This is a genomic window from Sphingobacterium sp. UBA2610, assembly GCF_002339225.1.
Lineage (GTDB): Bacteria > Bacteroidota > Bacteroidia > Sphingobacteriales > Sphingobacteriaceae > Sphingobacterium > Sphingobacterium multivorum.
Genome location: NZ_DDKA01000032.1, coordinates 58251 through 77690, shown reverse-complemented (window position 1 = coordinate 77690; position 19440 = coordinate 58251). Strand labels below are relative to the sequence as shown.

Here is a 19440-nt window from a genome sequence, read left to right as displayed (position 1 = left end):
GCGGGCAAAATACACATAAATCAGCACAATCCAACTATGTAAGGGATAAATTACGTTGGAGAGCAATTGAAATCTAACATTGTATTTTCTCTCGCTCAAACTAAAAACACGCAGGGAATATTCCTATTATTTAAACGGACCTCATAGGGACTTTATAGGGACCTCATTCGGACCTCATTCGGATAAAGCCGTGTAAAGTCCCTTTTAAACACCTATAAAGTCAGTCTTAAATACCTATGAATTTTGATGCTTGTAGCACTATGCCCTATCGTTGAATTGATTGAACATGTCGCAGTGTTAAAATTCTTCTACTTCGAGCATCAAAATATGGACTAGTCTTGATCATTTTTACCTGTTTGTATGTGCTTACAAAAACTTCATGTATATTTGGCCGGTATGATCGAATTATATACAGATGGGGCTTCAAGTGGAAATCCGGGCCCTGGAGGTTACGGAACCATCTTAAGAACTATTTATACAGGCGATAATGAAGCCTTTAAAGGTAAACTGATCGAAAAAGAGTTTTCGGGCGGTTACCGCAAAACGACTAACAACAGGATGGAATTGATGGCTGTGATCGTCGGCCTCGAGGCACTGAAAAATCTACAACAACATGTTACCGTGTATTCTGACTCCAAATACGTCATTGACGCCATTGATAAGAAATGGGTATATGGTTGGATACAAAAAGGTTTTGCGGGAAAAAAGAACAAAGATCTTTGGTTGCGCTTAATGAGCGCCTATAAGCTCCATACCGTACGCCTTGTATGGGTAAAAGGCCATGCTGGGCATCCGTTAAATGAGCGCTGTGATCGTTTAGCTGTCGCAGCATCCAAAGATAAGGCAAATTGGAAAATCGATAGTGTTTTTGAAATGGAAGAAGGTAAATAAAAACGGGGCATTGTACAATGCCCCGTTTTTATTATTTCCATGCGATTATTCGCCGCTTTCCTTAGCTGCTAAGTATCTTTCAGCTTCCAAAGCTGCCATACAACCTGTACCTGCAGCAGTGATTGCCTGACGGAAGATGTTATCCTGAACATCACCACAAGCAAAAACACCCGGGATATTTGTTGCAGTACTATCTGGTTTTGTAATTAAATAACCTGTTTCATCCATATCCAATACACCTGTGAAAAGCTCGGTATTAGGCTTATGCCCAATAGCAACGAAGAAACCTGTTACTTCGATATCATTTTCAGACTGGTCTTTATTGTTTACAACACGTATTCCGGTCACCACCTGACCATCTCCTAGGACTTCTTTTGCCTCAGAATTGTAGTGAACTTCGATATTTGGTGTATTCATAACGCGATGTACCATTGCTTTAGAAGCACGAAACTCGTCACGGCGAACCAACATATGTACTTTTGAGCATAATTTTGCAAGATACGTTGCTTCTTCTGCCGCTGTATCCCCAGCACCTACAATAGCAACCTCTTGGTTTTTAAAGAAGAACCCATCACATACAGCACATGCTGAAACACCAAAACCATTGTATTTTTGTTCAGATTCCAAGCCTAACCATTTTGCTGTGGCTCCTGTCGCAATAATCACAGTATCTGCGGTAACTTGTACCATTCCATCGATCTCAACACGGTGTACCTCACCTGTAAAATCCACTTTAGTCACATATCCAAAACGCACTGAAGTTCCGAAACGTTCAGCTTGCTCACGCAAATCTTCCATCATCACTGGTCCAGTGATACCTTTTGGATAACCAGGGAAATTGTCCACCTCAGTTGTTTGAGTCAACTGTCCCCCTGGCACAATACCGGTATAAACGACTGGTTTCATATCCGCACGGGCTGCATAAATCGCGGCAGTATAACCTGCTGGTCCCGAACCAATAATCAAACACTGTACATGTTCCACTTCTTGTTTGAATTCCATAATCCTTTTTCTAAGCTATTAATTAACGTTATTTTTTAAATTTATCTTGCAATCCTTTCAACATATCCAAAGAAATGTTCTGCGGCGCTTCTTCTTTTTGTTGATTGAATTCCTTTTTCGCAAGTTTTTTATCTTCTACAGAATGGGTGGCTGCAGCTGCTTTTGCCTTTTGCTCACTCTTTTCCTTTTTATACCGATTCCAGATATTCTCCAAGACCTTCTTGGTATACAATGGAAAATCACCATTCTGCATCCAAGCGTAGTAACTGGGCTCTTGCTCAAATACTTCTATAACAGGTCTTCCTTTATGTTTACCAAAATTGATCGTTTCCAATCCCTCCGCATTATAGACGAGCCGTCCGGCAAAATCTACAGGTTTACTTAGGTTGGTAAACGTATGTAGCGCCTCAACATCGTTTACGACAGGATAAGATACTGTCCCATGTTTATCTTCGAATGCAGCGCCTTCATATTTTGTCAGCTGCGCTTTCAAGACCTCATATGTGGCACGAACATCCGCTTCCGCTGTATGCGCATTTTCAAGATCTTCGTTGCAATAAAACTTGTATGCAGCTTTCAGCGTACGTTGTTCCATCTGATGGAAGATATTTTGAACATCCACAAATGCTCTACCCTCCAATGAAAAATCAACACCTGCCCGTAAAAACTCTTCCATAAGCATTGGGACATCGAATTTATTGGAATTATAGCCCGCGAGATCTCCATCGGCAATAAAAGCCGCAAGTTCCACTGCGATTGCTTTAAAATTAGGAGCATCCTTCACATCTTCATCATAAATGCCGTGAAAAAAAGAGGATTCCGCAGGGATAGGCACTTCTGGATTGATCTTCTTTGTATAGACTGTTTCTTCACCACTGGGCATCACTTTCAGAAATGATACTTCCACAATACGATCGGTCGCTACATTAACACCTGTAGTTTCCAAATCGAAAAATACCAATGGTCTTTTTAATTTTAATTCCATGCTGGATAATACACTTTTTTATCAAAAACCAAAAATACAAAGTAGTATTCGATTTTTGTAGTCTAAGAAATTTAATTTACAACCGCTTGATGAACTGGTTCTACTTGACTGATTTTCCCAACAACAACCTTCACCATGGCATCGTAGTCCAAGTATTTATTGGCAAGATGCTGCACCTTCTCGGGCGACATATTTCTGATCTGTTCCATATAATAAGAATAATAGTTCAATGTCATCCCATTTAACAAAACACTTTTGAACTTGTCGGCATGCGAAAAGATACTTTCCAACGAACCCAACATAGAACCTTCCATATAGGTCTTCACAAGATTGACCTCATCCTCGGAGGCCAAAGTTGTTTTCAACAAATTGATCTCCTTTTCTATTTCAGTCAACGTGGCCTGTGTTACATCTACCCCAACTTCAGTTACAATGGTCATAAAACCAGTATGTTTCAAGGTAGCAACAGCCGAACCAATGCTATAGGTATACCCTTTTTCTTCTCGGATATTGCGCATTAGGCGGGAACCGAAAAAACCACCTAATAATGTGTTGACAAATTGTAATGCCGGATAATCGGGATGTTCCCTTCCGATTGTCTGACAGCCTAACCGAATGGCAGACTGCAAGGCATTATCTTTTTCCTCATAAGCCAGGTTATTTGAACCTTGCACCAAAACTGGGACTTCCGAAGGAGATACAGCAGCTGCTCCTTGCCAATCGACACCGAAGATTTGCTCCAACTCCTGCAAAAGCTCTTCAGAAACATTACCTGAAACAATTAATGTACAATTGGTAGGAACAATTTCCCTACGGTACAATTCGATCAGCTGCGCACGCGTAATTGCATCGTAATCTGTTAGTTTTGGTGTACGCCCATAACGATTGTTCTCACCAAAGATCAAATTGTAAAATTTGCGTCTCGCCAGATAATCATTTTTCTGAATAGAAACTTGAAACTTTTGCTTGTTATTACGCAAATAGGTATCTAACTCCTGTTGCGGAATCGATGCTTCCGTCAGAATATCTTTTACAAGCGGCAAGAGTACTTGACTATGTCTATTCAATGTATAAAGCGACAGAGACGTTACGTCAAAAGAATATTCAGGAACAAGAAATGCTCCGTAGAAATCCACTTTATCTGCAATCTCTGCACTCGACATGGTCTTTGTCCCCTCCTTAAGCAATGCACTTAAAGTACTATTTAACAACGGATTTTCAGCCGCACCGTCAAGATAGGTATTCTCAAAGATCCATTCTATCCGTACCAGCTCCTGCTCGGGCGACTGGAATACATAGACAGGCAATCCGTTTGCAAACTGCTTCTTGATTGGTTCTTTCAAACTTATATTTCCAATTTCACGGAACTCGGGTGCTTTTGTTCTATCCAACATGTACAGCCTCCTCTTGTTTTGATTTATACATTAATATAGAAGCATTCTCCGGTCTAAAAATAACCTGAGCTTGCTGTTGAACTTCCTCAGCACTCACCGACAAATATTTTGAGACCTCTGTGTTGATGCCGTTTGCATCACCCAGCAACTCATGGAAAGCCAAGTTCATGGCTTTATCCAAAATAGATAGTTCTGCAAAAACATTGGTCGATTCGATCTTATTCTTTACTTTTTCCAATTCAGCTGCAGGTACTAACTCGGATTTTATGACCTCCAATTCTGCCCACACCGCACGTTCAGCTTCCTCTAGCGAGATGCCTTCCGATGGTTTTCCTTCAATAACAAAGAGGTTATTGTCGATACTTCCCATCACATAAGCATTTATTTCACTAAATAACTGCCCCTCTTTTACCAATCGACGATACAAACGTGAAGAAGAGCCCCTCGATAAAATGTCCGACAGAAGATCCATTGCAAAATACCCCTCTTCCAATCGAGCAGGGCCATGAAATGCCATATAAAGCGCATCCAAAGGCACCTCTGCCCAAGTCGTTTCACGCCTAATCTTATCTTGCGCGGGTTCTTTAGGCAATTGGCGATTGTATTTTTCGCCCGCCTCGATATCGCCAAACCATTTTTCAGTCAAAGCTTTTACTTCCTCAAAATGAACATCTCCAGAAACAACCATAATTGCACTCTGCGGATTATAATGTAATTTGAAAAATGCTTTAACATCTTCCATTGTAGCCTCTTCAATATGGCTCAGTTCTTTTCCGATGGTTGCCCAACGATACGGATGTACCTGATAGGCTAATGGACGTAATTTTAGCCAAGCGTCACCATAAGGCTGATTCAAATAACGCTGTTTGAATTCTTCACTCACGACATTCCGCTGCACTTCGAGGCTTTGTTCGGAAAAAGCCAAACTTAACATCCGGTCCGACTCCAACCACAATGCCGTTTCTAGATTTGAAGAGGGTAAAGTGATGTAATAATTTGTAATATCGTTGCTGGTGAATGCATTATTCTCGCCACCCACTTTTTGTAATTCGGTATCGAAATTAGGAATATTGATACTTCCACCAAACATCAGGTGTTCAAATAAGTGCGCAAATCCGGTCTGTTCCGGCGATTCATCCCTTGCTCCCACATCGTACAAGATATTGACGCAGGCCATGGCTGTATTATGATCCTCGTGTACCAATACACGTAGGCCGTTTTCCAACGTAAATTTTTGATAAGAAACCATCTATTTTTTCTTCGATGTTTTTAAATCCAGTTAATACCTTTTCGCAATAAAGATAAGGTTTTGGCTTCTTCGGAGCCTTCTTCAGGACGATAGTCATATACCCAATTGGCTTGGGCTGGTAGACTCATCAATATGGACTCAATCCGACCATTCGTTTCAAGTCCAAATTTAGTCCCCGAATCCCATACGAGGTTAAATTCGACATAGCGTCCGCGACGGATCAATTGCCAATTTTTCTGTTGATCTGTAAAGGTTTTATGTCGATTTTTCTCCACCAATGCAGTGTAGGTTGGTGCAAACGTGCGTCCAAGGTCACAGGAAAAAGCAAAAATATCTTCCATGCTCACCCCCGTTTTTTCAGTATTCAACTTATCGTAAAATACACCTCCTATGCCACGTGTTTCCTGGCGATGTCTGATATAAAAATAATCATCCGCCCAATTTTTAAACTTTTCATAGTAGGTAGAATCATGTCTATCACAGACATCTTTCAGCTGCTGATGAAAATAACGCGCATCCTCTTCATCGATATAATGCGGAGTTAAATCAATACCGCCGCCAAACCAACGAATCTGATCGTTCAGTTCAAAATAGCGGATATTCATGTGTATAATAGGTACGAAGGGATTGTTTGGATGGATTACAATGGAAACTCCTGTCGCAAAAAAATCATCTTCTTCCACCGCAAATGACTTTTTGATCGCTTCAGGTAATTTGCCATACACAGACGAAAAGTTAACGCCTCCTTTTTCAAAAATTTGACCATTTTGAATGATCCTGGTGCGACCGCCACCGCCGCCTTCACGCTCCCACAATTCTTCTTCAAAGCGTGCCGATCCGTCTAATTTCTCCAGCGCCTGACATATTTCGTCCTGAATTTCTTTATAAGCTAAAGCAATCGCTTCTTTTGTTATCATCTACTCTATTGCTACTTTATTATGTTAATTTTTCGCTCAATGCTTGAATAATTTTAGATGCAGGGAGGTGTTCATACAAAATTTGATGCACGGCATCGCATATTGGCAATTCCACCGCATATTTTTTCGCATACTCTTGAATACATGCCGATGCGTAATACCCTTCAGCCACCATATTCATTTCCAACTGCGCAGATTGTACACTGTAGCCCTTTCCGATCATATTACCAAAGGTTCTATTTCGGCTAAATTGGGAATAGGCTGTTACCAAAAGATCCCCTAAATAAGCCGAAGTATTCACATCCCTTGACGTATCACCATCTACTTTACCTACAAAACGACGCATTTCGCGAATTGCATTGGAGACCAGCACAGCCTGAAAATTATCACCGTAACCTAAGCCGTGACAGATACCTCCAGCTAACGCATAGATGTTTTTCAATACTGCACCAAATTCTATTCCGAGTACATCTTCCGAAAGAATCGTCTTGATAACCCTTGACGACAGAAAGGAAGCAACCAATGCTGCACTATCCAGGTTCTTACAGCCGAAAGTTAAATACGACAATTTGCCTAAGGCAACTTCCTCCGCATGGCAGGGACCACCAACCACACAGATCTGTTCAATATCGACCTCATAGCGTTGCTCCAAAAACTCACCGATAATCAAATTATCTTTGGGAATAATCCCCTTGATGGCTGAAACAACAATTTTATTTCTAAAATCTTCCTTCGTCACATTGGCCAGTGCATCCTTCAAATAGGCCGCAGGCGTATTTAAAATGACAATATCTGAATTAGTAATTACATTTTTAGCATCGGTATCAATCGTCGTAATACTAAGATCAACCGAAACACTGCTCAGGTAAGTCGGGTTATGTTTGAATTTTTGAATATATTCTGCATCCTCTTCCTTTCTTACCCACCAAAAAATATGCTTGTCTTGGTCATTTTCACATAGCATCTTGATCATAGCAGTAGCCCAACTTCCGCTACCAATTATACCAATCTTTTTCCCCTGCATGTCTTTAATTTGTTTTCGACAGCAAATATACTTATTTACTAACGAGATATACGATTCACGCGGTGAGATATGATACTTTCGTTACTTTTTAAGCAAATAAACGCTCCCAGAAGCCTAATTCCAAGCCAACATAATAATCGTTGTTTTCGAATTTTATGGGGTAAACGCGAATAAAATCATGCTGTTCGGGATTACCTCTTCCCGACACCAGATCGAATTCATGGCGATGAAAAGGACAGATTACTTTGCCACGTTCACACCAGCCATTTTTCAATGGTGCCCCAGCATGTGGACATTTAGGCGAGAAAGCATAGAGTTGGTCTTCGTACCAGGTAATACAAATAATTTTTCCACCAAATTTATGTTCGCTGATGCCCTGATTTTTAAGAAAATCGGCATGTTCAATTTTGTACCAATGAACCATTCGACAAGATAGCTAAAAATTACAGTGAATTTTCTATCTTTGTGCAATTTCAAAAATTTGCACTATATATGGCTTTACAATGCGGTATCGTAGGTTTACCAAACGTCGGTAAATCAACATTATTTAACTGTTTGTCGAACGCGAAAGCGCAAGCGGCTAACTTTCCATTTTGTACAATTGAACCAAATGTTGGGGTAATTACCGTACCGGATGCCCGTCTCAATAAATTAGCTGAATTAGTCAACCCGCAACGAATTGTTCCAAACACCATCGAGATTGTCGATATCGCCGGTCTTGTGAAAGGAGCTTCAAAAGGTGAAGGCTTAGGCAATCAATTCTTAGGAAATATTCGTACAACAAATGCTATTATTCACGTTTTAAGATGTTTTGACGATGGGAACGTGATCCACGTAGATGGTTCGGTAGATCCAATCAGAGATAAAGAAATCATTGACACCGAATTGCAGCTTAAAGATTTGGACACTGTAGTAAAACGTATCCAGAAGGTAGAAAAAATGGCTAAAACAGGCGGCGATAAAGATGCAAAAAGAACGTTTGACATCCTATCAATCGTCAAAGATCATCTTGAAGCTGGAAAATCCGCCCGTACAGCAGCAATTGAAGCTGAAGATTTTGAGTTTATCCAGGATTTAGCCTTGTTAACGGCTAAACCTGTACTTTATGTATGTAATGTAGATGAAGGTTCTGTTAATACAGGTAACGCTTACGTAGAACGTGTTAAGGAAGCTGTAAAGGATGAAAAAGCCGAGGTATTGATTATCTCAGCACAGATCGAATCTGAAATCGCACAACTGGAAAGCTACGAAGAACGAAAGATGTTTTTAGACGACTTGGGTCTTGAAGAATCTGGCGTACATAAGCTCATCCGCGCTGCATATTCGCTTTTAAATTTGGCGACTTATTTTACCGCTGGTGTACAGGAAGTTCGCGCTTGGACGATTGAGAACGGATTTACAGCCCCTCAGGCTGCAGGTGTAATCCACACAGATTTCGAAAAAGGGTTTATCCGCGCTGAAGTAATCAAGTATGACGATTTTGTCTCACTTGGCTCCGAAAATGCGGTAAAAGAAGCTGGAAAGTTATCGGTGGAAGGAAAAACATATATTGTCCAAGATGGCGATATCATGCACTTCCGTTTTAATGTATAATCATTCCCACCTGTTCAAACAGATAAATACAAAAAAGAGGCCAGTACATGAAATGTACTGGCCTCTTTTTTTTGTGTTATTTAACAAAATAGCGGTGTTCAATCACCTCTACTTTTTTGATATCCTTATCTTCCAGCACTTTCTTAACATCACAATGACCAGTTACGCCGCGATAGATCAGCGCTCCGCCAAGGGTCAATCCTGATAATCCAGTCAGTGGTGATTTAAAAAGTTTTTTAACACCCAAGCCCAATATGAATCCGCCGGCAATCACCGACAGAACACGCTCAGAGGTGCCAATATTTTCTTCGATACAATCGTCTTCGATCTTTGTTTTTATCTTATCAAATGCAAAGTTTAGTAGGTTACTCATAATTATCTCCATTTTATTTATCGTACATGTTATAAACAAATGGTGTCCTAAAAAAGTTTAGGAATAGAATAATAGTTTTTTATGTTGTTTCTCCGACGACATCTCTTATATTCGTATTTAACAAATTAGAGATACATGCAAATCAAAAAATATTCTGGTGAATTGGTACCCTTTAATGGTGAATCGCTTCGTCATTCGCTTTCTCGTTCCGGTGCCAATGCTGACCAGGTCAATCAGGTCTACGATAAGGTACTCAACGAAATATATGATGGGATTTCAACAAGAGAACTCTATCAGCTGGCCTTTGATACGTTAAAAACTGTGCGAAATTCTTACGCCGCTCGCTACAGCCTTAAGAAAGCCCTGCGTGAACTTGGCCCCGAAGGTTTCTACTTCGAAAAATACATTGCCCACCTTCTGCGATCCATCGGATATGAAAGCACCACCGGACAGACCGTACAGGGACATGCCGTTTCCCATGAATTGGATGTTGTAGCCTATAAGGACGGTAAACTGATCACCGCCGAATGCAAATTTCGAAACGATATTGACGCAAAAATATCCGTAACGACGCCCATGTATTATCTTTCAAGATTCAAAGATATCAGCAATATCAATTATCAGTTTTTTGGAAAACAGCTGCAGTTTCAAGAAGGCTGGCTGATTACCAATGCATACTTCACCTCCGACTCGATTGATTTTGCCAAATACTATCATATCAACTTGCTTTCTTGGGATTATCCAAAAGAAAATAGCATCAAAAAGAGAGTAGACAAAGCTGTTTTCTATCCGGTCACTTGTCTCACAACTCTTTCCGACCTTGAGGAACAGCAACTGCTCAAAAATCAACTTATTTTGGTAAAAGATATCGTGAGTAATCCCGAGAAATTGGATCTCCTAAACTTAACAAAAGAACGGAAAGAAAAGGTCTTAAACGAGGCTCGCGAACTCATCAACTATCAGGTGGAAGAAGAATATTAATTATAAAAAAAGGTGTTATGTATACCTGTTTGGACAGCTATACATAACACCTTTTTCAGTAGTCGATATTACTTCTAAAGCTTGGTCGGATGATAGATCTTGCCATATTTCGCAAGTTCGTTTAAATCTGTCTTTTCCCAAAATATACCATAAATGGCTGCTCCGGACCCTGACATAGAAGCGTAAATTGCTCCTTTTTGATATAAAGTTTCTTTGATTTCTTTCAACAAGGGGTAACTTTCGAAAATACCATCCTCAAAATCATTTCGAATATGAAACTTCCACTCTTGGATGGGCAAACGAATCGCTTCTTCCAAATTAACTTCGGGTGCCTTAGGTTGCACAGCAGCAAAAGCCTCAGCCGTAGAAATATGAATATTAGGCATAATTACCACAAGATGGTAGCCATCCAGATTTAGATTTAAGTCTTTAAAATCTGTCCCAATACCTGTTGCAAAAACAGGATTATTTGCGATAAAAAAAGGACAATCGGCACCTAGCTTTGCGGCGTATCCCGCCAGCTGCTCTTCAGTAAGATTCAATTGAAAGAGCGTATTAAGTCCTTTCAAAACAAAAGACGCGTCCGCAGAACCGCCGCCTAATCCTGCTCCAATCGGAATTTGTTTGACCAAATCAATGGAAACGGGTGGAATGCCATAATCTTTTTTCAACAATTCAAAAGCTCTTATACAAAGGTTATCATGGAGATTCCCTGGGATACGTTCCCCTTGAATGTTTAGTGTTGTCTCCGCAGCAGTCGTTTCCAATAATTCGATAATATCGTAAATCGGAAGTGGATAGAAAACGCTATTCAGTTCATGATAACCATCCGTACGCTTGGCAATGACTTGCAGCCCAATATTTAGTTTAGCGTTTGCAAAAAGTATCATGTGAATTGCTCTAAATCGTATATTTCAAAATTAATAACTTACCAATGAAAAGATATTATCACTGAACCTAGATAACCGTCCTTTCGCTTTAAGGAAATCCAAAGAGATAATAAAACTGTAGGCGACAATCTCCCCACCAAGTCGTTCAATAAGTTTACTGGCGGCAACGACGGTACCCCCTGTCGCTAAAAGGTCGTCGTGAACCAATATACGGCTTCCTTTTTCAAAAGCATCTTCATGGATTTCAATGGTTGCCTGGCCGTATTCCAGTGCATAGGATTCAGATACGGTTTTAAAAGGCAATTTACCTTGTTTTCGGATTGGAATAAAAGGCAAGCCCAGCCTATTGGCAAGTAAAAATCCAAATAGAAAACCCCGACTCTCAATTCCAGCAATAGCATCTATCTCTATGCCTTGCAATTGATCAATAATCGCATCAACCATTTCGCTACACAATGCCGCATCTTTCAACAAAGGGGTAATATCTTTAAAGACAATACCAGGTTTAGGAAAATCCACAATATCCCGGATTTCCAGTTTCAATTTATCTTGAATCATTCTCAAATATTAAATAAGGCGCAATCTTCGCAATCGCAAGATCTGAAAGTGTTCCTATTTTTGTCAAGTCCTCAATATTGACATAACTTCCATGCTGATCCCTATAATTGACGATTAGTTTCGCATCTTTAGGGCTAAGATACGGATGTTTGGCCAATGAATTTGCATCAAGCTTATTAATATTGATTTTTTTGATTCCATCTAAATTGGCTACAACAATATAGTCTTTAATCTGGTCATAGGTCTCGGCTGTAACTCCATAAACCTCCTTTAATTGTTCTATGCGGTAGAACCCACCAAGAACCTCTTTATATTTCAAAATGCGTTTGGATAGAACCGAACCTATCCCTTTAAGACTGATTAATGCTGTGGTATCACAGGTATTAATATCGATAAGCTCGGCTTTATTTCTTTCAAACTTATCGTAAAGCAAAGGCGCTTTATTTTGTTGTTTTGTTCGCGCTGAATCAGGCATTGTTTTGATTTGAATGTAGGGCTCTAATCTGTTGTAAAGTCGGCCATTGATCGAGTAAATTTTCTTCAGATCGGTTTTTACTCTAAACCTTCCACCTTTTTTTTCATAGTTTTTCAGGACCGCAATCTGTTTATCAGAAAGCCCCAACTTATGCCAATCAGCGTGTGGTAAATTGTTTGGATCAAAATAGAATAGTTTGGTCTCTTCCAAAACCGAATGTTCAGATATTGCCCCCGCACTTTTGTCTTTAGTCGAATAGGTTGCCTCGACCTCCTGTTTGTTTACCGGACCAGAGACCTCAAGAGAGTCATGAAAGGATTGTTCAAATAATTTGGCCTGATTGGGAATTGGATCGCGCGTATTGCTTTTAATCAAAGCATAGATCGTCACAAACAACACAATGATTACCAAAATAATGAAAAACCCATTTTGTTCTGTTTTATTAAATTTAAAATAAGCCAATAGCCTCTTCATAAGCCGCTAAAAATTGGGATATCTAAATTTAATAAATTATAAGGAAAATAAAAAGGGAATTATTAAAAACAATTCCCTTTTTATTAATTATTATCTACAAAGAGATTTATAACTTTGACTTGTCCACTTTTTCAACTTGGCTACCATCCTTTAAAGTTTTTGAAATAGCATCAAATGGCCGAGAGACCACTTCATCCCCTTTTTTCAGCCCTGAGGTAACGATGATATTTTTATCATCCTGAATACCGGTCTTTACCAACACCTGCTTAACAGTTTTATCTTTTAGGACAAATACATACTCCTCCACTTTCTTATTTGTATTGGTAGAATCTTTATCATCAGAACGCACAGTTACCGATTGAATCGGAACAACCAGCCCTTTATCATGTTTTGTAAATATCTGAACGGTTGCTGAAAGCCCTGGCTTAAATGGCGATGCAACGTTCTCTTTCATCAAGTCCTGATACGATTCTGCACTGATGCGCACTTTTACATTAAAATTTGTTACCTGATCTGTCGATGATGTCGTCGTCGTTGTTGTTGCTATATTTTTAGACGAGCTAGCAATTTCCGTCACAACACCTTTAAACTTCCTATCCTTAAAAGCATCGACTTCGATCTCAGCTTGATTCCCTACCCTTACATTATTAATATCATTTTCATTTACATCGACATTAACCTCCATCGAGCTCATATTGGCTATACGCATAATTTCTGTACCTGCCATCTGCGCCGTTCCAACAACACGCTCTCCCTTTTCGATAGACAAGAGCGAGATGATACCATCTGAGGGCGCATAGATTGTCGTCCGATTCAAATTATCCTGTGCTTCTTTTACTGACGCTTGTGATTGGTCAATGCCATATTTTGTCGAACGTACCGTTTCCCTTTGTGCTTGGATAGAAGCCTGTGCAGCAAAATATTCGGCAGAACTTTTATCCATTTCTGAAGCAGAAATAACACGTTTTTCGAAAAGCTCCTGATTCCGTTTATAGGTAGCGGCAACATTTTTGAAGTTTTCTTCTTGTTGTTTTAATTGCTGTTGTGCAGCTGCGAGATTGGCCCGCTGTGAATTCATTGCCGCAACCGAACGATCATAACCAGACTGCAAAATATCAGGTTTGATGCGACAGAGCACCTGTCCTTTTTTAACAAAATCACCTTCTTTAATGTTAAGCTCAACAACCTCTCCAGATACCTCCGAACTCAACTTAACCTCCACCTCAGGCTGAATCTTCCCACTCGCAGAAACTAATTCATCGACATCGGCCTCCTTTACGACATCCACAGCGACTTTAGTAATCTCTCCCTTTCCAAACCAGCCAGCTTTAAAACCTATGAAGCCAAGGACCACCAAGAGCACTACGATGATCAGTATAATTTTTCCAATGCTACGTTTTTTCTTTGCCATTTCTTTTGTTAGTTCAAATAGATTAATTGTTATCGAATTGAATTGGATTTCCAAGGTAATAATCGATGATCTTCGATCTGAATATTACGTTATATTTTGCTTGAATAAGGTCAAATTCGGCCTTATTTCGTTCTGTTTGAGCTGTAAACAATTCCAGTGAATTCGCCATACCAATATCATAACGCTCCTTTGTTGCCTTGAATGCTGTTTCAGCACTTTCAAATGCTACAGTAGCCGAGCTATAGCGTTGTTTGGCCGCATTCACATCCAATACAGCCTGATTAACGGCCTTGTTTAAGTTATTTTTTGCCAACTGCTCGGATGCCTCCGCCTGTTTCAAACCAATCTTTGCCTTGGCCACATTCACTTTATTCTGATTTCTCGAAAAAATAGGAATAGCAAGAGATAAACCTGTGAAAAATGACTTATTATCCGATACTTGCTGGCCAAAGGGCACTCTAAAAAGAGTTGCAGGATCTAAGGGATCGGTTTGTCTTGTCGTTGCAGAGGAGTAATTCGTTCCATAACTCACATTCAGATTGAGTGTAGGATAATAGCCTCCCTTCGCGATATCGATTTGTTTCAATGCCACCTCTTTATCCAATGCAGATTTGTGAATATCGGGCTGTAAGGTGAGCGCTTTTTGGTAAACATCCACGGCATTCTTATCCACTGCATGAACCAATATGGCTTCCAGACTCGGGCGTTCCAAAGAAATAACGGTTTCAGGAGGCATTTCCATCAACTGCTTCAAGGTCAACAAAGACATTTCGTATGAATTTTTTAGATTAACTTTGTTCAGTTCATTTGTGGCAACCTGATTTTTTGACTTAGCAAGATCGGCAATTGTTTTATTACCAACTGCAAATTGGATGGAGTCCAAAGAAAATTGTTGCTTTGATAAAGCAATCTGATCTTCACTGGCAACCATCATCTCATGATTGGTTATTGCTTCCAAATAATTCACCAACACATTGAGCACGAGATCATTCTTGATCTTATCTACCTGAGTCGCTGTAGACTCCAGTTGCAATTTATTCGCTTTGATCTGATTGACCTGCTGAAAACCCTGAAATAAGTTGACACTAGATCCCACGGAGCCACTGGTTCCTTTTGTCCAAGTGTTATTAACGATTCGTCCAGAAGTTAAATCGAAACCAAAACCATAACGGAAACTTTGATCCACAGTAGCACTCAGGTTTGGCAACAAATTACTTTTTGCCTGAAACAGGTCCTGCTCAGCAAGATCTTTGTTCAGGGCCGCTTGCTTTATCTGTACGTTCCGTTCCAATGTCATACGAATGGCCTCGGCCACCCCCACAACCTGTTGGGCTTGAACTAAAACATTAGTTCCAAGAAATAACCCAGTAAATACTACTGCAGAATAATAAAATCTTTTCATGTCCATATGTAGAACCATACATTTTTTTTTAGATTTGAACTTCATTTATCGGTTATGTATTTTGTCAAATCTCCATTTTTCCTTAGATGGCTATATCCCAAATCAATATGGAACATGCCACGTCATGAAAAAAAAGTCTATCTTACTTTTGACGATGGTCCAATTCCTGAAATTACACCTTTTATACTCGATATCCTAAAAAAATATCAGGTGAAGGCAACATTTTTTTGTGTTGGTGAAAATATTAAAAAAAATCCACATTTGTTTCAACGAATTTTAGCGGAAGGACATCAGGTGGGCAACCATACTTACAATCACCTCAAAGGCTGGGAGACAAATGATGAGCAGTATTTGGCAAATGTTGCAAAATGCCAGGAACTGACCCAAACCGATCTTTTTCGCCCGCCTTATGCCCGAGCAACAAAATCCCAACTCCGTCAACTCTATAAAAAATACCGTGTGATCATGTGGGATATTATGTCGGGTGATTTTGATCCGAATTTAAGTCCCCAGAAATGCCTCGAAAACGTTTTGCCCAACATTAAAAATGGCTCTGTTATTATTTTTCATGATAATATCAAAGCCATTCCCCGTGTCGAATATGTTCTCCCTAAAACAATAGAATTTCTATTAAAAAATAACTATCAGCTTTCGAGAATAGATTAAGGTTTACTTCTAGCAAACGTCACCTCAGATTCATAATATTTACCTACACTGACACTGAAATACCCCAATGCATTGTTGCTTAAATTTGAAATCGGATTAGATGGCGAAGCCGAACCAGGATTAATCATTTGAAAACTATTCCAGTAATTGTAGGCGCCTACATCGATACATTGACGTAGGATACGCACACGATCACCAACTTTCAAATCTCTATCGCGGTCGACAATATCATGCTGCACCTCTAAGCCATTGTTATACTTATCGTTAAAGACATCAATAAAACGTAGTTTACCTCCATTCACCGACATCTTATACTTATAATAATTCCCTTTTTCCGGGGGGTCAACAAATACGAGAGTTGGATAATAAATGGTATCAGTAAAAATAATGCGCTGTGAAAGCCCTATAGAATCCACATCCACATAGCTGGGAACCTTTGATACCCCTTGGATCTCCCTTCCATCAGCGGTCTTTACCTGCAACTGGTAAGTGACCTTTTCCTGTAACCGTAATGTCTTATTGGTATACAGCCCGTCAGCCCCCGCTTGAAACGTATAAGTGCGATTATTTTGCATATTCTTAACGATCACTTCTGCATCTGTTATCGGAGAAAACAGCGAGTCTTTAATACTTACAACCTGCTGTATACTAATCTCATGCTGTTGATCCGAAACCATCAAATCTGCGGTGATAACCAATTGACCTGTATTTTCGGGCAGTTCCAATTCTATTTTGTCTTCGCAGCTCCCTAAAGTAAATAATGCAACAGCTATAACTCCTAATATCTTCTTCATACTTTGCTAAAATTTAAAATTCCACGTAATCGATGGTATCGCTCCAAATAATGCTATCCGATAAATCTCGGTGACATTGGATTGTCCTTCTTTTTCTCTAAAGTCGATCAAATAGGCATTTTTTCGGTTATAGGCATTGTAGAGACCAAACGACAAGCTCGAGTAGCTATTCTTTGTTCGCTTAATATCATAAGTTGCTGCCAAATCCAGGCGGTGATAAGCTGGCATCCGCTGCCCATTTCTTTTATCGTAATAGAAGATCGTACGATCGTCAACAAAATATTTCCCCGCGGGCATCGTTACGGCGTCACCTGTATAGTAGACAAAATTGGCGCTCAAATTCCACTTCGGATTTAACTGATACTGCGCCACAATGGCTATATTATGGGTTTTATCCTGCCGCGCACTAAACCACGCACCATCATTGATCTGTTCAAATTGGCGCTCACTTTTGGATAAAGTATAACTCAGCCAGCCGCTAAATCGCCCCAGTCTCTTTTTCAGAAACCATTCAATGCCGTACGCTCTACCTTTTCCAAACAGCAATTCCCCTTCCAGCAATTCATTTGCCTGTAGATCGGCGCCATTCCTATAGTCAATCTGGTTCTTTAAATCTCGATAATAACCTTCAACAGAGAATTCATATCTGTTGGATGCAAAATTCCGAAAGTAACCCAGCGAATACTGATTGGATAACTGCGGCTTAATTGTATTATTGCTCAGTACATATTGATCGGTAGGAAGGCTGCTGGTCGTATTACTCAGTTGATGCAAATACTGAACATTGGTATTAAACGAAGCCTTTACCGTTGTCAAATCATTGATCGCGTAGTTTAAGGAAATGCGAGGCTCCAGATAGACGTACTTTTTACCCAACTTGCCATTTCCTACATAGGTAGAATCCACGGCCTCGCCAGCAGGATCGAAAGTATAAAATGTTCCCGGTCCCAATGCTGCGTAAGCGGATGCTCTCAGTCCAAAGTTTAATTTTAAACGGTCGGTAACTGACCAGTCATCGGTTAGATATGCAGCAACATCAACACCCTTACGATGTTGAATTTGCAATGAATTCACCTTCGAATCTTCCCCCGCTTCGATACTTGCCGGTCGGATTTCCTGCAGGGCTGCCTGCAATCCAAATTTTAGATTGTGACGGTCCGAAAGATTGTACTGAAAATCTTGCTTAAAATTGTAATTAAAGATATCTGAGCGGATCTTAAAGTTATTATCATCCTCAATCTTAACCTGATAATTGAATTTACTAAAAATTAACGTTGTATTGCTAAACAACCTATTGCTCCAGACATGGTTCCAACGCATGGTTCCAGTCGCATTTCCCCAATTGAAATCAAACAAATCATGATAAGCCATTGCATCCTTACCGAAATATCCAGACAAGTAAAGTGTATTCTTATCATTGATGCGATAATTAAACTTTGCATTGAGGTCATAAAAAAAGAGCGCACTCTTCTTAATATTCTCATCACTTGAAAGTTTTAAGAAAAGATCCGCATAAGTACGTCTGCCGGAGATCATAAATGAGCTCTTGCCTTTTTGAATAGGTCCTTCCAATTTAAGACGCGAGGCGATAAGTCCCAAGCCACCTTCTACGTTGAAGTGCTTATTGTTTCCATCCAAGGTGGTTATTTCCATAACCGACGAAATTTTACCCCCATATTGAGCCGGAACCCCACCCTTGTAGAAATTAACGTCTTTGATCGCATCGGAATTAAAGGTCGAGAAAAAACCGAACAGATGGGAACTGTTATAGACAGGAGCCTCATCCAGCAAAATCAGGTTTTGGTCGCCACCACCACCACGCACATAAAAATTGCTGCTTCCTTCCCCACCACTGGTTACTCCTGGAAATAGCTGTATGGTCTTGAGAATATCTTTTTCTCCAAATAGTATAGGGACTTTTTCGATTTCTTTAGGGCTAAACTGCGTAAGCCCAGGCGTTAGATCCTTTATTGATTTGCGCCTATTTCCGGTCACGGTAACCTCGGCGAGCTGATTTTCCTCAGGTACCAACTGAATAATATAAGTGGAGTCCTTATCCAGATAAACAGAAAATCCTTTTGTTCGATAGCCTACCGACGATACTTCTATCCCTTTGCTGCCATCACGGACAGACAAGCTAAAAAAACCATATTTATTTGACGCAGTGGATTTTTCCTCCGCATCGTTTCGTATCACGGCACCAATAATATTCTCACCGCTGATACTGTCCCTAACAAACCCCGAAATAGATTTAGACTGTTGACTATACGCTTGCTGCGCGCAGAACAAAATGGAAGAAAGACAAAAAACAACCTTTATAGGTTTAAACATAATCAAGTGAAGTCAAAATTTTGCTGAAAA

General features: G+C 39.9%; 19 protein-coding genes. 4 read left to right on the top strand and 15 right to left on the bottom strand.

The genetic code is table 11. The annotated features are described in order from the left end of the window. Positions 1 to 396: 396 nt before the first annotated feature. Positions 397 to 891 carry a ribonuclease HI gene (gene rnhA / locus B4Z47_RS21460; protein ID WP_115049557.1) on the top strand — a complete coding sequence of 165 codons (495 nt, stop codon included), beginning with the start codon at positions 397 to 399 and terminating at the stop codon, positions 889 to 891. 45 nt (positions 892 to 936) lie between these two features. Here rnhA and trxB read toward each other — a convergent pair whose 3' ends face one another. From trxB to B4Z47_RS21425, 7 genes are all read right to left on the bottom strand, one after another. Next, positions 937 to 1893, bottom strand: a complete 957-nt coding sequence (trxB, locus tag B4Z47_RS21455) for a thioredoxin-disulfide reductase (protein WP_115048533.1) — start codon at positions 1891 to 1893, stop codon at positions 937 to 939. A 28-nt stretch (positions 1894 to 1921) separates the two neighbouring features. Next, positions 1922 to 2878, bottom strand: coding sequence for a 3'-5' exonuclease (locus B4Z47_RS21450; protein ID WP_070560842.1), 957 nt, complete (start codon positions 2876 to 2878; stop codon positions 1922 to 1924). Between the two features lie 71 nt (positions 2879 to 2949). Then, positions 2950 to 4272 carry a M16 family metallopeptidase gene (locus B4Z47_RS21445; protein WP_115048531.1) on the bottom strand — a complete coding sequence of 441 codons (1323 nt, stop codon included), beginning with the start codon at positions 4270 to 4272 and terminating at the stop codon, positions 2950 to 2952. Continuing rightward, positions 4262 to 5521, bottom strand: coding sequence for a M16 family metallopeptidase (locus B4Z47_RS21440; protein WP_115048529.1), 1260 nt, complete (start codon positions 5519 to 5521; stop codon positions 4262 to 4264). The genes B4Z47_RS21445 and B4Z47_RS21440 overlap by 11 nt, the downstream gene beginning before the upstream one ends. A 20-nt stretch (positions 5522 to 5541) precedes the next feature. Continuing rightward, the gene (gene hemF, locus B4Z47_RS21435; RefSeq protein ID WP_070560847.1) at positions 5542 to 6438 is read right to left on the bottom strand and encodes an oxygen-dependent coproporphyrinogen oxidase; all 897 of its coding nucleotides are present in this window, start codon (positions 6436 to 6438) and stop codon (positions 5542 to 5544) included. A gap of 19 nt (positions 6439 to 6457) precedes the next feature. Continuing rightward, entirely contained in the window at positions 6458 to 7462 is a 1005-nt protein-coding gene (locus B4Z47_RS21430) for an NAD(P)H-dependent glycerol-3-phosphate dehydrogenase (RefSeq protein ID WP_070560849.1), read from the bottom strand. An 88-nt stretch (positions 7463 to 7550) separates the two neighbouring features. Continuing rightward, the gene (locus B4Z47_RS21425) at positions 7551 to 7886 is read right to left on the bottom strand and encodes a Rieske (2Fe-2S) protein (protein ID WP_070560851.1); all 336 of its coding nucleotides are present in this window, start codon (positions 7884 to 7886) and stop codon (positions 7551 to 7553) included. Between the two features lie 68 nt (positions 7887 to 7954). On the opposite strand from B4Z47_RS21425, the gene ychF reads away from it, so the two are divergent. Further along, positions 7955 to 9055, top strand: a complete 1101-nt coding sequence (gene ychF, locus B4Z47_RS21420) for a redox-regulated ATPase YchF (protein ID WP_070560853.1) — start codon at positions 7955 to 7957, stop codon at positions 9053 to 9055. A gap of 76 nt (positions 9056 to 9131) precedes the next feature. On the opposite strand, the gene B4Z47_RS21415 is transcribed toward ychF, so the two are convergent. Further along, the gene (locus B4Z47_RS21415; RefSeq protein WP_046676248.1) at positions 9132 to 9428 is read right to left on the bottom strand and encodes a YgaP family membrane protein; all 297 of its coding nucleotides are present in this window, start codon (positions 9426 to 9428) and stop codon (positions 9132 to 9134) included. Between the two features lie 135 nt (positions 9429 to 9563). Between B4Z47_RS21415 and B4Z47_RS21410 the strand changes: the two genes are divergently transcribed. Next, positions 9564 to 10409 (top strand): ATP cone domain-containing protein, encoded by an 846-nt coding sequence (locus tag B4Z47_RS21410; RefSeq protein ID WP_046676247.1) that lies wholly within the window; start codon positions 9564 to 9566, stop codon positions 10407 to 10409. Between the two features lie 74 nt (positions 10410 to 10483). On the opposite strand, the gene ispE is transcribed toward B4Z47_RS21410, so the two are convergent. The 5 genes from ispE to B4Z47_RS21385 form a co-directional block, all read right to left on the bottom strand. Continuing rightward, positions 10484 to 11299, bottom strand: a complete 816-nt coding sequence (ispE, locus tag B4Z47_RS21405) for a 4-(cytidine 5'-diphospho)-2-C-methyl-D-erythritol kinase (protein WP_115048527.1) — start codon at positions 11297 to 11299, stop codon at positions 10484 to 10486. A 30-nt stretch (positions 11300 to 11329) separates the two neighbouring features. Further along, positions 11330 to 11857 carry an adenine phosphoribosyltransferase gene (locus B4Z47_RS21400; protein ID WP_046676245.1) on the bottom strand — a complete coding sequence of 176 codons (528 nt, stop codon included), beginning with the start codon at positions 11855 to 11857 and terminating at the stop codon, positions 11330 to 11332. Continuing rightward, complete coding sequence (locus tag B4Z47_RS21395; RefSeq protein WP_070560859.1) at positions 11844 to 12806, bottom strand: helix-hairpin-helix domain-containing protein; 963 nt, start codon at positions 12804 to 12806, stop codon at positions 11844 to 11846. The genes B4Z47_RS21400 and B4Z47_RS21395 overlap by 14 nt, the downstream gene beginning before the upstream one ends. A gap of 106 nt (positions 12807 to 12912) precedes the next feature. Continuing rightward, a complete protein-coding gene (locus B4Z47_RS21390; RefSeq protein WP_070560902.1) occupies positions 12913 to 14217 on the bottom strand; it encodes an efflux RND transporter periplasmic adaptor subunit in 1305 nt (434 codons plus the stop codon). 22 nt (positions 14218 to 14239) lie between these two features. Beyond that, a complete protein-coding gene (locus B4Z47_RS21385) occupies positions 14240 to 15619 on the bottom strand; it encodes a TolC family protein (protein WP_159332923.1) in 1380 nt (459 codons plus the stop codon). Positions 15620 to 15733: 114 nt separating this feature from the next. Between B4Z47_RS21385 and B4Z47_RS21380 the strand changes: the two genes are divergently transcribed. Next, on the top strand, positions 15734 to 16285 hold the full coding sequence (locus B4Z47_RS21380) for a polysaccharide deacetylase family protein (protein WP_376746068.1): 552 nt from the start codon (positions 15734 to 15736) through the stop codon (positions 16283 to 16285). Here B4Z47_RS21380 and B4Z47_RS21375 read toward each other — a convergent pair. Then, a complete protein-coding gene (locus tag B4Z47_RS21375; RefSeq protein WP_070560865.1) occupies positions 16282 to 17079 on the bottom strand; it encodes a DUF4249 family protein in 798 nt (265 codons plus the stop codon). The genes B4Z47_RS21380 and B4Z47_RS21375 overlap by 4 nt on opposite strands. 6 nt (positions 17080 to 17085) lie before the next feature. Then, positions 17086 to 19410, bottom strand: a complete 2325-nt coding sequence (locus tag B4Z47_RS21370; protein ID WP_115048525.1) for a TonB-dependent receptor — start codon at positions 19408 to 19410, stop codon at positions 17086 to 17088. Positions 19411 to 19440: the final 30 nt, after the last annotated feature.

Coding starts and splice junctions, on each gene's coding strand:
- B4Z47_RS21430 (WP_070560849.1), bottom strand. CDS start 7,462: ATGCAGGGGAAAAAGATTGGTATAATTGGTAGCGGAAGTTGGGCTACT.
- B4Z47_RS21450 (WP_070560842.1), bottom strand. CDS start 2,878: ATGGAATTAAAATTAAAAAGACCATTGGTATTTTTCGATTTGGAAACT.
- B4Z47_RS21445 (WP_115048531.1), bottom strand. CDS start 4,272: ATGTTGGATAGAACAAAAGCACCCGAGTTCCGTGAAATTGGAAATATA.
- rnhA (WP_115049557.1), top strand. CDS start 397: ATGATCGAATTATATACAGATGGGGCTTCAAGTGGAAATCCGGGCCCT.
- B4Z47_RS21425 (WP_070560851.1), bottom strand. CDS start 7,886: ATGGTTCATTGGTACAAAATTGAACATGCCGATTTTCTTAAAAATCAG.
- B4Z47_RS21400 (WP_046676245.1), bottom strand. CDS start 11,857: ATGATTCAAGATAAATTGAAACTGGAAATCCGGGATATTGTGGATTTT.
- B4Z47_RS21395 (WP_070560859.1), bottom strand. CDS start 12,806: ATGAAGAGGCTATTGGCTTATTTTAAATTTAATAAAACAGAACAAAAT.
- B4Z47_RS21440 (WP_115048529.1), bottom strand. CDS start 5,521: ATGGTTTCTTATCAAAAATTTACGTTGGAAAACGGCCTACGTGTATTG.
- hemF (WP_070560847.1), bottom strand. CDS start 6,438: ATGATAACAAAAGAAGCGATTGCTTTAGCTTATAAAGAAATTCAGGAC.
- ychF (WP_070560853.1), top strand. CDS start 7,955: ATGGCTTTACAATGCGGTATCGTAGGTTTACCAAACGTCGGTAAATCA.
- B4Z47_RS21410 (WP_046676247.1), top strand. CDS start 9,564: ATGCAAATCAAAAAATATTCTGGTGAATTGGTACCCTTTAATGGTGAA.
- B4Z47_RS21390 (WP_070560902.1), bottom strand. CDS start 14,217: ATGGCAAAGAAAAAACGTAGCATTGGAAAAATTATACTGATCATCGTA.
- B4Z47_RS21375 (WP_070560865.1), bottom strand. CDS start 17,079: ATGAAGAAGATATTAGGAGTTATAGCTGTTGCATTATTTACTTTAGGG.
- ispE (WP_115048527.1), bottom strand. CDS start 11,299: ATGATACTTTTTGCAAACGCTAAACTAAATATTGGGCTGCAAGTCATT.
- B4Z47_RS21385 (WP_159332923.1), bottom strand. CDS start 15,619: ATGAAAAGATTTTATTATTCTGCAGTAGTATTTACTGGGTTATTTCTT.
- trxB (WP_115048533.1), bottom strand. CDS start 1,893: ATGGAATTCAAACAAGAAGTGGAACATGTACAGTGTTTGATTATTGGT.
- B4Z47_RS21380 (WP_376746068.1), top strand. CDS start 15,734: ATGCCACGTCATGAAAAAAAAGTCTATCTTACTTTTGACGATGGTCCA.
- B4Z47_RS21370 (WP_115048525.1), bottom strand. CDS start 19,410: ATGTTTAAACCTATAAAGGTTGTTTTTTGTCTTTCTTCCATTTTGTTC.
- B4Z47_RS21415 (WP_046676248.1), bottom strand. CDS start 9,428: ATGAGTAACCTACTAAACTTTGCATTTGATAAGATAAAAACAAAGATC.